Below are 16,259 nucleotides of genomic sequence, written 5' to 3'. Positions count from 1 at the left end.
CGATTTGGATACCTTGCTGCTTGATAAAACCGGTACCATTACCATTGGTAACCGTAAAGCAACCAACTTTTATCCAACAGCAGGTGTAAGCGAACAGGACTTTGTAATGGCTTGCGTGCTGAGCTCACTTGCTGACGAAACCCCCGAAGGTAAATCTATCGTGGAGCTTGCCGAGCAGGGCCCTAACAAACTAAAGATCTACGCCCCTAAAGATTCGGTGTTTATCAAATTCACTGCCGAAACCCGTTCAAGCGGCTTAGACACACCCGATGGTTTACGCATCCGTAAAGGTGCTTTTGATTCTATCCGTAACATCGCTTTAAAGGCAGGCAACCCATTCCCAACTGATGTAGAGGATAACGTTAAAAAGATCTCATCAAACGGTGGTACCCCGCTGGTCGTATCGCAAAATGAAAAGATCATGGGCGTGATTGAATTGCAGGATATCATCAAAACCGGTATTGCTGAACGTTTTGAACGTCTTCGTAAAATGGGTGTTAAAACGGTAATGGTAACAGGCGATAACCCGCTTACCGCCAAATTTCTAGCCGAAAAAGCCGGTGTAGATGATTTTATTGCCGAGGCCAAGCCTGAGGATAAAATGAACTACATTAAAAAGGAACAACAAGGCGGTAAACTGGTAGCCATGATGGGCGACGGTACCAACGACGCCCCTGCACTTGCCCAGGCCGATGTTGGCGTGGCGATGAACAGCGGTACACAAGCCGCCAAAGAAGCCGGTAACATGGTGGATCTGGATAATGACCCAACCAAGCTGATCGAGATAGTAGAAATAGGCAAGCAGTTATTGATGACCCGTGGTACATTGACCACTTTCAGTATAGCTAACGACGTGGCTAAATATTTCGCCATTGTGCCGGCCTTGTTCATGGTATCCATACCTGCCTTAAAAGCATTGAACATCATGGACCTGCACAGCCCGCAATCGGCTATCCTTTCGGCGGTGATCTTCAATGCTATTATTATCCCATTACTGATCCCGCTGGCTTTGCGTGGTGTTGAATATAAACCGATAGGTGCAAGTGCCCTGTTACGCCGTAACCTGCTTATTTATGGTTTAGGCGGTATCCTGATACCATTTATAGGTATTAAACTGATTGATTTAGCTGTTTCACTGTTCATATAATTAAATGAGCGGGAGGCGTGGGGCATGGATTTAGGGCGACACATAAGCCTTAATTACCATCCGTAAAAACCTCACGCTTCCAAACTCATCTTTAAACATTAAATAAAATGAAAACATATTTTTTGCCATCCATTAAGCTGACTTTAGTACTGATTGTATTAACAGCAGGCATATATCCTTTAGCTATAGCAGGTATTGGTAAATTTACTCCGGGTAAAGGCGATGGTGAAACCATCACTTACAAAGGCCGTGTAGTTGGTTATGCCAACATCGGTCAAAAATTTACTAAAGACGAATATTTCTGGGGCCGTCCATCAGCAGTTGATTATAATGCTGCAGGTTCGGGAGGTTCAAATAAAGGCCCTTCAAATCCTGATTATCTGAAACAGGTTGAAGGCCGTATTGAAGATTTCTTGAAACACAACCCTGGTGTAACCCGTTCACAGATCCCTGCCGAACTGGTTACCGCCTCTGGCAGTGGCCTGGATCCTGACCTGTCACCTGCCGGTGCCAAAGTACAGGTAGCCCGTGTAGCTAAGGTTCGCGGTTTATCGGCTGATGCTGTAAGCAAATTGGTTGATGAGCATACCCAGCAACCTTTGTTTGGCCTGTTTGGCCCGGCTAAGGTGAATGTATTGAAGCTGAATGTGGCATTGGATGGGTTGAAGAAATAAGGCAAATAAATAAAACTATGTCATTGCGAGGAGGAACGACGAAGCAATCTCGTAGCTACACAGGGCGGACATGCATTGGCTACGAGATTGCCGCGCTACGCTCGCAATGACATGGTTTTTAAGAGATAATTTTCCGCCGATGTTGGTGACAACACCAACATCGGAGTCACCTGGAATGTTCTCGCCGTTGTTGGTGTTGTCACCAACAACCATCGGACAAGTTACTTGGAATGTTAATTGAACAACGGCTGAATCAAAGGCGTCACAGACGCTTAGCCATATTAAGCACTCGTTGCAAACGAGCGCAAGTAGATAAATAAATTGATATATTTAAAAGTCTCCCCCTTCAGTGGGAGATTTAGAGGGGGCTTAGCCTTATGAACGAAGACACCAAAGAGCAATCAGTTGAGCATTTCCTGGAGCTGATCAAAAAATCACGCCGGGGGAAGTTCAAGGTATATATAGGCATGAGTGCTGGGGTAGGTAAAACCTACCGGATGCTACAGGAAGCCCAGACCTTGATGCGTAATGGTATCGACGTGAAAATTGGTTACATCGAAACCCATAACAGAAAAGAAACTCACGCACTGTTGGAAGGTCTGCCCGTAATACCGCGTCGTAAGCTGTTTTACAAAGGGAAGGAGCTGGAAGAGATGGATTTGAAAGCCGTGATCAGCCTGCGCCCGGAAGTGGTTATAGTTGATGAGCTTGCCCATACTAATATTGAAGGCAGTAGTAATGAAAAACGCTGGCAGGATGTTTTAGAGATCCTGAACGCGGGCATCAATGTGATCAGTGCGGTGAACATTCAGCACATGGAAAGCCTTAACGAGGAGGTTGAACGTATAACCGGAGCTACGATAAATGAACGTGTGCCCGACAAAGTTTTGCAACTGGCCGATGAGGTGGTGAATATTGACCTTACAGCTGATGAGCTGATAGACCGCCTTAAAGAAGGCAAGATCTACGACCAGAAAAAGATCCCGACAGCATTGAATAACTTTTTCCAGGTAGAGCGGATCTTACAACTACGTGAACTGGCCCTGCGCGAAGTGGCCCACCAGGTTGAGCGGAAAATAGATATAGAGGTGCCAAAAACTATTAAGCTAAGGCCCGAACTGTTTTTGGCTTGTATCAGTACCAATGATGAGTCGGCTAAGATCATTATTCGTAAAACGGCAAGGTTGTCGTCATATTATCGCTCCAAATGGTATTTGCTGTATGTGCAAACCTCGCGCGAGAGTGGCGATAAGATTAACTTAGCTGCGCAAAGGCACCTCATAAATAACATGAAACTTGCCACGCAATTGGGGGGAGAAGTGCTGAAGATAAAGAGCGATCACGTGGCGCGTACCATTTGGGAAACGGCCGAAAAATATGATATCACCACGATTTGCATTGGCAAGCCGCGGTTTAAATTTTACCAGCTTATTATGAAAACAGCAGTGTTTACACAGCTACTGAATAAAATGTCGAAAACTGATATTGACCTTGTAATACTTTCATAACCATGACTATAAAAAATAAACTCCGGGCAGGTATAGGTTTCCTGTTTACACTGGCATTAATATGCTGCGGAATGTCGATATATTTTCTTAATCGATTATCTGCCGATGCGGGTGCTATACTGAAGGATAATTATAAAAGCGTGCAGTACGTTCAAAACGTACTCGCAACTATTGATTCGCACCCGGGCAAACTGACTCCCGAACAGATCAAAGTAATTGATAAAAACATGGCCCTACAGGATCTTAACGTAACGGAGGTTGGCGAGCGGCAATTTACAGATTCGGCAAGATTGACTTTTGAAAGGCTGAAAAATGCAAGTAACAGCGAACTTGAACAAAGCCAGTTAAGCCTCAGGCTTCGTCAGCATCTTTACGGTGTTATGCGCGTAAACATGGATGCCATAGCACGAAAGAATGATGTGGCTAACGCTACCTCAAAACGCGGCTCGTTACTGGTAGCGTTTTTAGGGGCGTTTCTGTTCCTGGTGGCCTTCAGTTTCGCTGTTAATTTTCCGGGATATATCGCCAATCCTATTAAAGAACTTACTGCCCGTATCAAAGAGGTATCAAACAAAAATTATCACCAGCAAATTCATTTTGAATCGGACGATGAGTTTGGCGAATTGGGGCAGGCCTTTAATACTATGACCCGCAAGCTTGATGAATTTGAGAATAGTAACCTCGCCAGCATTTTGTTCGAGAAAAAACGGATCGAAACCATCATCAACTCCATGCATGATGCTATTATCGGGCTTGACGAAAAGTCGGTTATCATATTTGCCAACCAGGTGGCCTGTAACCTGATTGGTATGAAGGCCGATCAGCTCAATGGTAAATATGCACCTGATATTGCGCTCGAAAATGATTTGATGCGGAAATTGCTGGTGAACGATCAGGCAAAGCTCCGGATCTTTGCCGATGAGCGGGAGGGTTTTTACTCGCGCGAATCTTTATCGGTAAGCAGCAGGGATAAGGTGATAGGAAAAGTGATCATCCTGAAAAACATTACCGAATACCAGCAACTGGACGAGGCTAAAACAAACTTCATCGCTACGATATCGCACGAGTTGAAAACGCCAATCTCATCTATAAAAATGAGTTTGAAACTGTTGGAAGACGAACGTATTGGTGATGTAAACCCCGAACAGCGCCAGCTGATCAGTAATATTGACGATGATACACGACGTCTGTTGCTCATTACCGGCGAACTGCTGGACATGGCCCAGGTTGAAACTGGTAAGCTACAACTGAACTTTGGCAGCACACACCCGCAAAACATTGTGGATTACGCGGTAAAAGCTATTAAGTTTATCGCTGATCAAAAACAGGTTGATATCAAAGTAAAATGTGATGAAAGTTTGCCCAAAGTACATGCCGATCTGGATAAAACCACTTGGGTGTTGATCAATCTGCTCTCGAACGCGATAAAATACAGTCATGAAAAATCCACTGTTGAGCTGGTGGTTAAAAAGCATAAAAATGATGAGATCGAATTTTCGGTAACCGACCATGGTAAGGGAATTGAAGACCAATATCTGCCTCGTTTGTTCGAGCGTTATTTTAAAGTACCCAACGCCACATCTGAGCAAAGTGGTACTGGATTGGGCCTTGCCATCGCAAAGGATTTTATTGAAGCCCAGGCAGGCAAGATCAATGTAGAAAGCGAGATAGGCTCGGGCAGTACATTTTATTTCACGCTAAAACGGGCAATAGCCGCGGCTTAAGCTGATTTTTATTGCCGGCAATGTGTTTTTTTTCTTCAGAGAAAGGGAGGGATTGCGCGATTCCCCTCTTGAGAGGGGCGGAGGGGTGTGTTTAACAAGGCGATTAATAAACGCTGTAAAACACATCCCTACTATAAATTACCATCCGCCTTTAAACCCTTCGGTTAAAGCGTGCTGGTAATTCTCAATATCAAACGAATACAGGTACGGTGCTTTATGTGCGCCACCCTTGCGGGGCTCTTCGGATCGGTTCAGGATGCCGAAGGCCAATATGCGACGTTGAAAGTTACGCCTGTCAAGCTTTTTGCCTAAAATGGTTTCGTACAATTTTTGAAGCTCGGGCATGGTAAATTCCCTGGGCATCAGATTATAGCCGATGGGCTGATAGTTAAGCTGTAAGCGTAAAGCATCTAAAGCACTTTTATAGATCTTTTCATGGTCAAGCTGCATTTCGGGCATATCATCCAGATCGCGCCAGGCACAAAGCTCCGAAAACTGATCGGGGTGGGGTATAACACCAAAAAAATCGACCAATGCATAATAGCCTATTGATATAAACCGGCCCGAAAACCAGTTTTGCTCTTTAGGCAGCATATCTGCGTACATATCATTATGCACCTTTGAACGGTCAGGGTCGCCAAATACCCTAAACTGCTGTAAAAATATTTTATCCAGGCCGGTACGCTCCTGTAAGATCCTTACGGCGGCGTTATCTATCGGTTCCTCCTTAAGTACAAAGCCGCCGGGCAGGTACCATTTTTCTTCATCATTAGTTTTTAATAACAGCACTTTCATTTGCCCTTCGTGAAATCCAAATACAACACAATCAATAGAAATGTGGTTCACGTAGTTTTTACGGGCGTCCTCGCTGTACTCAATAAGTTGCTGTTTACTTAACATTTGTGCTATTGTACAAATAAAGTTTGATTTTTTAATTATAATATTTACAATTGTGTACTTAATACACTATGAAAAATGCCATAGCATCCCGTTTTTAAAAACATCAAAAATATTTAAGGGCGCAATGAAATGCCCTGATTATTAGTCATATTTGTTAACCAATTATTTACTACCCACATAAATTAAAAAATGAAAAAGTATTTTTCAAGCCGGCTTGTTATAGCCGTGATGCCGTTTTGCGTGGCGTTGATGCCTTATAATAAGGTATTGGCACAAAGCAAAACCGAAGATGCCAAAATGAACGCCTATGTTAAAGGCCTGATGAGTAAAATGACCCTTGATGAAAAAATAGGGCAGCTTAACCTGGTAACCATCGGGGCGGCAACAACAGGATCGGTAGTAAATAAAGGTGTTGAAGAAAATATTAAAAAAGGATCAATAGGTGGTGTGTTTGGTGTTTGGGGTACAGCACAAACCCGCCAGATCCAGGATATAGCTGTTAAAAACTCAAGGCTGCATATTCCACTCATTTTTGGTTTGGATGTGATCCACGGTCATCGTACTATTTTCCCTATTCCGTTAGGCATGTCGGCAACATGGGACATGGGCCTGATCAAGCAATCGGCACAAATTGCCGCTAAGGAAGCAACCGGCGAGGGCTTGAACTGGGTGTTTTCGCCAATGGTTGATATTGCCCGCGATCCGCGCTGGGGCCGTATTTCTGAAGGCTCGGGTGAAGACCCATGGTATGGCTCGCAGGTAGCAAAAGCTATGGTGCAGGGCTACCAGGGTGCAAACATGAAAGATGCTGATGCTGTGATGGCCTGTGTTAAGCACTTCGCACTTTACGGTGGCGCAGAAGCCGGTCGTGAGTATAACACAGTTGATATGAGCCGCATTAAAATGTACCAGGATTACCTACCGCCATATAAAGCAGCTGTTGATGCAGGTGCAGGCAGCTTCATGAGTTCATTTAACACGGTTGATGGTGTACCAGCAACAGTTAACCAATGGTTATTGACCGATCTTTTAAGAAAACAATGGGGTTTTAAAGGTTTTGTAGTATCTGATTATACCGCGGTAAATGAAGTGACCGCCCACGGCCTCGGCGATTTGCAAACTGTATCTGCCCTTGCCCTTAAAGCCGGTTTAGATATGGACATGGTAGGAGAGGGTTTCCTGAAAACTTTAAAGAACTCGCTTACACAAAAGAAAATAACGCAGCAGGAAATTGACCTGGCCTGCCAGCGCGTACTGGAAGCCAAATATAAAATGGGCTTGTTTGATAATCCTTACAAATCGATGGATGCCGCTAAGGAAACCAAAGAAGAGCTATCACCTGCTAACCGCGCAGCTGCAAGGGAAATTACAAAACACTCATTTGTATTGTTAAAGAACGATAATCAAACGCTTCCGCTTAAAAAAGGAGGAAGTATTGCATTAGTAGGCCCACTGGCCGATAACCACCGCGATATGCTGGGCACCTGGGTTATTGCCGGCGAATGGCAGAAATCGGTAAGTGTAATGGAAGGTATCAAAAACGTAGCGGGGAACAATGTTACCATTAACTACGCTAAAGGAGCTAATGTTACTGAGGATAGCCTGTTTATTAAAAGGTTAAACTTTGGCCCGGGTATGGTTTCTTTGGATGCCAAGCCGGCTGACGAACTGTTGAAAGAAGCAGTTGATGCCGCTAAAAAATCGGATGTGATCGTGGCCGTAGTTGGCGAATCGCAAAGCATGTCGGGCGAGTCATCAAGCCGTTCGGATATTGATATTCCGGAAAGTCAGAAAAACATGCTAAAGGAACTTTCAAAACTGGGTAAACCGATGGTGATCGTGCTGTTTAACGGCAGGCCACTTACTTTAACCTGGGAAGATAAACATGCCAACGCCATATTAGATGTTTGGGCGCCGGGTACGGAAGCAGGTAATGCTATTGCTGATGTATTGTTCGGCGACTATAACCCAGCCGGTAAGTTAACCGCTACCTTCCCGCGCAGCGTTGGGCAGATACCTATTTATTATAACCACAAAAACACAGGCAGGCCATACAGTGGCGGCCCATCAAAATTCAAGTCAAATTATCTTGATATTTCAAACGATCCGCTTTATCCGTTTGGCTACGGTTTAAGCTACACCACTTTTGGTTACAGCGCGGTTAGCGTAAGCAAAAACAAGTTAAAAGGTAATGAAACTTTAACAGCTACAGTTACCGTAACAAATACCGGTAAATATGCGGGCGAAGAAGTGGTACAGTTATATATAAGCGACCCCGTTGCAAGCATCAGCCGTTCGGTAAAGGAACTTAAAGGTTACCAAAAAATAAGCCTTCAGCCTGGTGAGGCAAAGCAGGTAAGTTTTAATATTACCCCCGAGCAATTGAAGTTTTATAACAGCCAGCTTAAGTACGACTGGGAACCAGGCGAATTTGTTGTTGAGATAGGAACCAGCTCGGCCAACACGCACAATACCTCAGTTTGGTGGGCTAAATAGAACCATTTGGAGTATAATACATTTTTAGCACTTTGTTAAAAAATACAAAGGTATTTTTTAGCACATAAAAATATCTGCACGGCACCGGTAAGAAAATTTTACCGGTGCCGTTTTGTTTTAAAAAAGATGTGTAAAATGTTGCGCAAGTGTGTGAAATCGATTGTAATAAATGTAATATGAACATTTATTGCTTGAAAAGTATCGGTCGTGCAAATGTATATTTAACATTTATTATTGGGTGATTAATAATAAATGTTGCCATGACAGTATTTGCAAAGTATGATGATATTTTAACACTTTGGCAAATTTTAACAATTAGCGTTTGTACATTAAAATTGGATTAAAATATTAGAGGTAACAGGCCTGTTACCAAAATATTTATTGTTTTAGTAACTTTTGCAGAACCGTTATTGATTAATAGCAACATTTTTACAATGCGATATTTTAAAAAATATTGGCTATGTGTTGACAATGTGTTAATGAAAGTGTTGCGATTTGTAATTTTATCGGATAAACTGATCTATAAATAATTAATTTGTAAATCTGCTTTTTTTACTTGTGTATACAGTACACACTAATTACATTAGTTCCATAGCCAATATAAATTTCTGTTTTGACAGAAATCGTTCAAAATCTAATATTATTATAACATTTTAACTTTAATGTTGCTTCAGTAACGGGAGCATAAAAAAGGTGACTACACGGATAAAAAGTTTAAAATTTATACGAGAGAAGTTCATATGATAAAACTTTTACATTTTTTACTTTCCAACACTTCATCCTCAATTAATCTGTTTAACAGGGCCTATCTCACAATTGCCCAGTCAAAACCGGTTACCCGCAAGTGTGCAATTTTTCATTTTAAAACATAGCCCACCAATTATCGACTCAAAAACTTAAATCAAATATATTAATCAACTAAATCTCAATCTCATGTTTAAAAGTTTACTCCTCAAAGGAAGATACTTGGGTTTGCTGCTATGCTGCCTGGTATCTTCATTGGTAGTTACAGCACAAACAAAGTACAAAGGTAAGGTTATCGGCTCCGACGATAAATTACCGGTTGTTGGCGCGTCCATACGCGTTAAAGGTACAACTACAGGTGCTGTAACTGATGTTAATGGTGAATTCACCTTAACCCTAAGCCCGGGCAATGTCCTGGTGGTATCGTACATCGGTTATCAAAGCGCCGAGATCAAGGTGGGTACCGATGTTAACCTTCGGGTTACACTGCAATCCGGCAGCAGCACGTTGAACGAGGTTGTGGTAACAGGTTACACCGCTCAGCGTAAAAAGGACATCACCGGTTCGGTATCGGTAGTTAACGTTGCAACCATGAAAACAGTACCTGCGTCAAACACTGCCAGCTTACTTCAGGGTACTGCAGCGGGTGTTACAGTAGTAAACTCCGGTAACCCGGGTGCCAATACTACTGTAAACGTACGTGGTGTGGGTTCTATTTTCAGTACTGCACCGCTTATTGTAATTGATGGTGTTCAGGGTTCATTAAATGATATCAACCCTAATGATATCGAATCAATGCAGGTATTGAAAGACGGTCAGGCATCAATTTACGGTGTGCGTGGTTCAAACGGTGTTGTGGTAGTAACAACAAAAAAAGGAAAAAGCGGTGCTGCAACCATCTCTTATGATGCTTACTATGGTACACAAAGGCCGTTAAAAGATGGTTTTAAACTTGCCGATACCAAAACTTACGTTGAAGCAATTTATCAATCATACAAAAACAGCCCTAACGCTGATGGTTCCAGCCCTTTGGCTGGTGGTAATGTGCAATATGATCCTGGAAAAACAGGCACCTGGACAATACCAGACTATATCACACCGGCTGGTGGAAAAGAAGGCGATCCAAAAACCAATCCATCAACTTATTTGTTAAACCCCTTCGCAACCGATAATCAGATCACCCGTGCCAACAAACAAGGTACCGACTGGTTTCATGAGGTTTTTAAACCAGCTCCAATACAAAGCCATAATATTACAGCAAGCGGTGGTAGCGATAAATCAACTTACCTGATGTCAATAAGCTACCTTAACCAACAAGGTACTTTGATCGACACCTACTTTAAACGGTATGCGGCCAGGATTAATACCAATTTTGCGGTAGGTCCGCACATCCGTGTAGGTGAAAACGCTTACATTTTTTACAAAAGAAATCCTAACGTAAGTAACAACCAAAACGAAGGTAACGCGATATCGTATATATACCGTGAACCGCCTATTATCCCGGTTTATGATATCATGGGTAATTATGCCGGTACCCGTTCAGGTAGCTTAGGTAACTCAAGTAACCCGGTTGCCGTTCAGGAACGTTCAAAAGATAACAGGAATAACAACTGGGATATAACCGGTAACGTTTATGCAGAGGCTGACTTCCTGAAACACTTTACCATCCGTACTCAATTTGGTGGTACAGTTGATAACTACTATTACTATTACTTTACAAAACCGGCTTATGAAAATTCAGAAGGTAATACTTCAACCAACGGTTTTACTGAAGTTGCAGGGTACAACAGCCAATACACCTGGACTAATACTTTAAACTACAAACAGCAGTTTGGTAAACATAGCATTAACTTTTTAGCCGGTTCTGAGGCTATAACCACTTACAAACGCGGTATCCGCGCAGGTGGCGGTAACTATAATATATCGTTCGACCCTAACTATGTAACTGTAGCCAACGGTGCTAATCCGCCAAGTACCGCTGTTGACCAGCTGTTTGACTCAGGCCTGCTTTCGTATTTTGCAAAGTTGGATTACCAGTTTAACGACAAATATATTTTAGGTGCAACAGTTCGTCGTGATGGTTCTTCATATTTTGCCCCTGGCCATCAGTGGGGTACGTTCCCAGCTATAACTGCAGGTTGGAGAGTTTCGAAAGAAGCATTCCTGAAAGATGTTAGCTGGATCAATGATTTGAAGATCCGTGCAAGCTATGGTAGCCTTGGTTCACTTGCAGGTGTTGAAACCCGCTTAAGTAATGCCTACAGTTTGTATAAACAATCAAACGGTAATGCCAATTATGATATTACCGGTACCGGTAATTCAACAATTACAGGTTTATACCGTGTACAAACAGGTAACTTAGCTACTACGTGGGAAACTGATAAAACAAAAAATATTGGTTTTGACGCTACTTTATTAAATAACAAATTTGATTTGTCATTTGATTATTTTGAAAAATCAGTTACAGGTTTATTATTCAAGTCTGGCGATCCTGCAATTTCGCTTGCCCCCGCAGCTGTTGAAAATTTACCTTACGTTAATGGTGGTAATATTAAAAACAAAGGTTATGAAATTGCGGCCAGCTATCATGGTAACGTAGGCAGCGATTGGAAATATGACCTGAGCTTAAATGTAAGCCATTATTCAAACATGGTAACAGATTTGAACGGCATCAAGTACCAAGACCCTAACAGTCAAGGTTCAACCCGTATCCAAAACTTTGTAAGGACCCAGCCAGGCCAGCCGGTGGGCGAATTTTACGGTTATAAAGTTATCGGTTTATACCGTGATGCTGCCGACATAGCCGCGTCGCCAACTGACGTTAATGCAAGGCCTGGTTTATTTAAATATGCCGACGTTAACGGCGATGGCAAGATCTCCTCTGCTGATAAAACATTCATCGGTAATCCGAACCCTAAATTTACTGGTGGCTTTACCTTTAACCTTACTTATAAAAACTTTGACCTGAATGCCTTCCTTTACGGTTCATTCGGTAATAAGATCTTTAACTATATTAAATATTGGACTTACTTCCCGCAGGTATTTACCGGTAACGTAAGTGCTGATATATTAGGCCCTAAAGTTTGGAAACCAGGTGCCGATAATAGCCAGGCTACCATACCGGTATTAACCCGTACAGCTAACGCTGATAATACCGGCGATCCAAACTCATGGTATGTTGAAAGCGGCACATATGTTAGGTTGAAATCATTAACTTTAGGTTATACTTTACCAAATTCACAGATCAAAGCTTTGGGTATTAAAAGATTAAGGTTTTACCTGTTAGCAAACAATTTATTCACTATTACTAAATACTCTGGTTTAGATCCTGAGCTTCAGCCTTCAAACCTGAATGATAACACCAGCTTCGGTATCGATTTTGGTAACTATCCTGCCGGGCAGAAGATATACAATATCGGTGTTAACGCCTCTTTTTAATGTGTGATAAATTTTTAATATAAAAGTTATGAAAAAAATTCAAATAAAACTGATCATACCAATAGTATTGCTGTTGGTATGCCTGGTGTACGCGTGCCGCAAGGATATGCTTAACAGACCTATTCTGCAAAGCTTAAGCCCGAGTATCGTGGCCAATAAAACCGGTGTTGAAAGCTTGCTTATCGGTACCTACTCCCTGTTGGACGGTGTAGGTGGTAATGGCGGTGGTATAAACGCTGCCGGTTCAAACTGGTTGTTTGGTAGTGTTGCCGCGGGTGATGCTTATAAAGGCTCGGAACCATCAGATGGTGGTAACGATGCCTTGCCTGTTGGTAACTTTACCTATTCAACTTCTAATGCTTACATCAAATCAAAATATCAGCTTTGCTTTAACGGCGTAAGCCGGGCTAATGATGTTTTGCGTACGCTTCCATTGGCTAAAGATATCAGCGCCGATGATGTAAAAAGGATCACAGGTGAGGCACGTTTCTTAAGAGGCTACTATTACATGGAGCTTAAGAAAATGTATAACATGATCCCTTATATCGATGAAACGCAAGCTGATGCTAACCAGCCCAACGATAAGGATATCTGGCCTAATATTGAAGCTGATTTACAGGCAGGGGTTGATAATATCGCAGAGGTTGACCCATCGAAAAGCCAAAAAGGGCGTGCCAACAAATGGATTGCTGAAGCTTATTTAGCAAAGGCCTATATGTTTGAGCATAAATTCGCGGCCGCTAAACCTTTATTCGATGATTTGATTGCAAACGGTAAAAGAACAAGCGGACAAAAATGGGCTTTAAATCCAAACATGCAGTTTAACTTTAGCCCTGATCCCAACCAGAAAAATAGCGTCGAGTCAATATTTGCTGCGCAGGCGTCTGTTAATGATAATTCAGGTGGTAATAATGGTAATACCGGCGACGAGTTGAACTTTCCTTATAACAGTGGCCCTGGTGCATGCTGCGGTTGGTTTAATCCTTCACAATCGTTAGGTAACTCATTTAAAACAGATGCTAACGGTTTACCTTTGTTTACTACTTACAATAGTGGTAAAAAAGTAAGCGGGAAAACTGACCCTTATACCGGAACTTTAGACCCCCGTATCGATATAACTATGGGCCGTCCTAACATCCCTTACCTTGATTGGGGCAATCCTCCGGCAAGCTGGATCCGTGACCCTACGGATGGGGTTTTCAATCCACGTAAAAATGTTTATTCATCAGCTGAAAAAGGTACTAATTCAAGTACAGAAAATTACTGGGCCGCCAACGAGGTTACCTCAAATAATGTGAATTTAATGCGTTATTCAGACTTGCTTTTGATGGCTGCTGAAGCTGAAGTAGAGGTAGGTAGTGTTGATAAAGCTTTAGAATATGTTAACATGGTGCGTAATCGCGCTGCTAATCCCATATGGTGGATTTACAAAGGCTCAGCTTACAGTCCTAAAGCGTCAGAGTATGCTGTTAAGACAGATCCGGCCGATAATTATTTAGTTAAACCTTATCCTGCCGGCGCATTTGCTGACAAAAATTATGCCCGTACAGCTATCCATTTCGAGCGCAAACTTGAATTAGCTATGGAAGGTCAACGTTTCTTCGACTTACAACGCTGGGACCAGGGTACCGGCAGCATGGCTGATGAGATCAATGCCTTCTTTGCATATGATATTAACACCAACTCGCAGCTTAACGGTGCTCACTTTACCAAAGGTAAAAACGAGTATTATGCTATACCTCAAAGTGAGATCGACCTTTCTGGTGCAACAGGGGCTTCAAAACTTAAACAAAATCCTGGTTATTAATTAACCATTGATTTTAAAATAATTAACTTTAGGTGGAGATAATTGTCTCCACCTTTTTTTATAGCTTACTAACCAATAATGAAGTACACCTTTCCCCTTGCATGCCTGGTTGCCGTATTATTTGGAGCCTGTAAAAAAGCTTCACTTTTTGAGCAGATCCCTTCTTCGCACTCGGGTATTACCTTCAATAATAAAATTGTTGAAAATGATACCATAAACCCGCTTACCAAGCTTAATTTATATAATGGTGGTGGTGTAGGTATCGGCGATTTTAATAACGACGGGTTGCAGGATATTTACTTTGTTGCCAATACCACATCAAATAAGCTATACCTCAATAAGGGAGATATGAAATTTGATGATGTAACTGCAACAGCCGGTGTTGGGGGAAGCGGCGGTTGGGGCAGGGGCGTAGCTGTTGTTGATATTAACAACGACGGGCTTATGGATATATATGTATGTTATACTTTACTCGATGATTCGGTTAAGCGCACCAATCTGCTATATGTAAACCAGGGGATAGGTAAAGATGGCGTACCCCGCTTTAAAGAGATGGCTAAGGAGTATGGTCTTAATGTAAAACTCCACTCAACCATGGCATCGTTTTTTGACTATGATAACGATGGCGACCTGGATATGTACCTCACCGTTAACGAAGCTGTAGCAGGGGATAATCAAAGCACTTTCAGACCGATAATTACCAACGGAACACACCGCAGTACCGGGCAGCTTTACCGTTGTGACTGGGACCCGGCATTAAAGCATCCGGTTTATACCAATGTATCCAAACAGGCAGGCATCGGTACCGAAGGCTATGGCCACGCAGCTACTATTGTTGATATTAACCGCGACGGCTGGAAAGACATTTATGTAACTAACGATTTTTTAACCGACAACATTTTATACATTAACAACGGCAACGGTACTTTTACTGATAAGGTACAGGAGTATTTTAAACACACGGCCTTTAGTTCGATGGGACAGGATATTGAAGACGTGAACAATGATGGCCTTGCCGATGTTTTTGAGGTTGACATGAACCCCGAGGATAATTACCGCAAAAAGATGTTCATGCCACCTAACAATTACCAGATATTTCAAAATTTCGACCGGTATAAATACCAATACCAGTACACCCGTAATACTTTGCAGTTAAACAATGGCCCACGACTTGGCCAGAATGATTCTATTGGCGATCCTTCATTCAGCGATGTAGCTTTTTTAAGCGGCGTTGGTCAAACAGACTGGAGCTGGGGGCCAATGATAACCGATTTTGATAATGACGGATACCGCGACATCGTGATAACCAATGGCTACCCGCGCGATGTAACCGATCATGATTTTATAACTTTCAGGCAAATGGCCTATTCGGTAGCGTCAACCCAGCAGGTGCTTGACCAGATCCCGGTTGTGAAAATACCTAATTATGCTTTCCGCAATACCAACGGCGTACAGTTTGAGGATGTAACCAAAAGCTGGGGGCTTGGTGTTCCCTCGTTTTCAAACGGCTGTGCTTATGCCGACCTGGATAACGACGGCACTATGGATATGGTGATCAACAATATCAATGATGAGGCATTCATCTACAAAAATACATCCCGTAAAAATGTATTAAACAGTAGCAACTACTTACACATACAGTTTCATGGTGGCCCCAAAAACCTGAATGGCCTTGGTGCTTTTGCCGATATTTATTATAATCATGGCAAGCACCAGTACTATGAAAATACTCCTTACCGCGGTTATTTATCAACCATACAAGATATTGCACATTTTGGGTTAGGCAATGTATCTAAACTCGATTCGGTGGTGATCCGTTGG

The 16,259-nt window shown here is 42.5% G+C and carries 9 protein-coding genes; 8 read left to right on the top strand and 1 reads right to left on the bottom strand.

Annotated features, from left to right (window positions below; translation table 11 throughout):
• The 4 genes from kdpB to VF500_RS31555 all read left to right on the top strand — a co-directional run.
• A partial coding sequence (kdpB, locus tag VF500_RS31570) for a potassium-transporting ATPase subunit KdpB (RefSeq protein WP_330863468.1) occupies positions 1 to 1,147 on the top strand: 1,147 nt, incomplete at its 5' end.
• Positions 1,148 to 1,254: 107 nt separating this feature from the next.
• Positions 1,255 to 1,821, top strand: a complete 567-nt coding sequence (locus tag VF500_RS31565) for a K(+)-transporting ATPase subunit C (protein ID WP_330863467.1) — start codon at positions 1,255 to 1,257, stop codon at positions 1,819 to 1,821.
• Positions 1,822 to 2,198: 377 nt separating this feature from the next.
• Positions 2,199 to 3,329, top strand: a complete 1,131-nt coding sequence (locus tag VF500_RS31560) for a sensor protein KdpD (protein ID WP_330863466.1) — start codon at positions 2,199 to 2,201, stop codon at positions 3,327 to 3,329.
• 2 nt (positions 3,330 to 3,331) lie between these two features.
• Positions 3,332 to 5,053 carry a HAMP domain-containing sensor histidine kinase gene (locus VF500_RS31555; protein ID WP_330863465.1) on the top strand — a complete coding sequence of 574 codons (1,722 nt, stop codon included), beginning with the start codon at positions 3,332 to 3,334 and terminating at the stop codon, positions 5,051 to 5,053.
• Between the two features lie 138 nt (positions 5,054 to 5,191).
• Here the strand turns inward: VF500_RS31555 and VF500_RS31550 are convergent, their stop codons facing one another.
• Positions 5,192 to 5,953, bottom strand: coding sequence for an NUDIX hydrolase (locus tag VF500_RS31550; RefSeq protein ID WP_330863464.1), 762 nt, complete (start codon positions 5,951 to 5,953; stop codon positions 5,192 to 5,194).
• 189 nt (positions 5,954 to 6,142) lie between these two features.
• Here VF500_RS31550 and bglX point away from each other — a divergent pair, with 189 nt between their 5' ends.
• From bglX to VF500_RS31530, 4 genes are all read left to right on the top strand, one after another.
• Positions 6,143 to 8,449: a beta-glucosidase BglX gene (bglX, locus tag VF500_RS31545; protein ID WP_330863463.1), complete on the top strand. Its 2,307-nt coding sequence runs from the start codon at positions 6,143 to 6,145 to the stop codon at positions 8,447 to 8,449.
• A gap of 933 nt (positions 8,450 to 9,382) precedes the next feature.
• The gene (locus VF500_RS31540) at positions 9,383 to 12,631 is read left to right on the top strand and encodes a TonB-dependent receptor (RefSeq protein ID WP_330863462.1); all 3,249 of its coding nucleotides are present in this window, start codon (positions 9,383 to 9,385) and stop codon (positions 12,629 to 12,631) included.
• Positions 12,632 to 12,659: 28 nt separating this feature from the next.
• Positions 12,660 to 14,438, top strand: a complete 1,779-nt coding sequence (locus VF500_RS31535) for a RagB/SusD family nutrient uptake outer membrane protein (RefSeq protein ID WP_330863461.1) — start codon at positions 12,660 to 12,662, stop codon at positions 14,436 to 14,438.
• 78 nt (positions 14,439 to 14,516) lie between these two features.
• On the top strand, positions 14,517 to 16,259 hold a 1,743-nt coding region (locus tag VF500_RS31530; protein WP_330863460.1), incomplete at its 3' end, for a CRTAC1 family protein.

This window comes from Mucilaginibacter sp., from assembly GCF_036383575.1.
Lineage (GTDB): Bacteria > Bacteroidota > Bacteroidia > Sphingobacteriales > Sphingobacteriaceae > Mucilaginibacter.
This window is presented reverse-complemented; position numbering and strand designations above follow the sequence as displayed.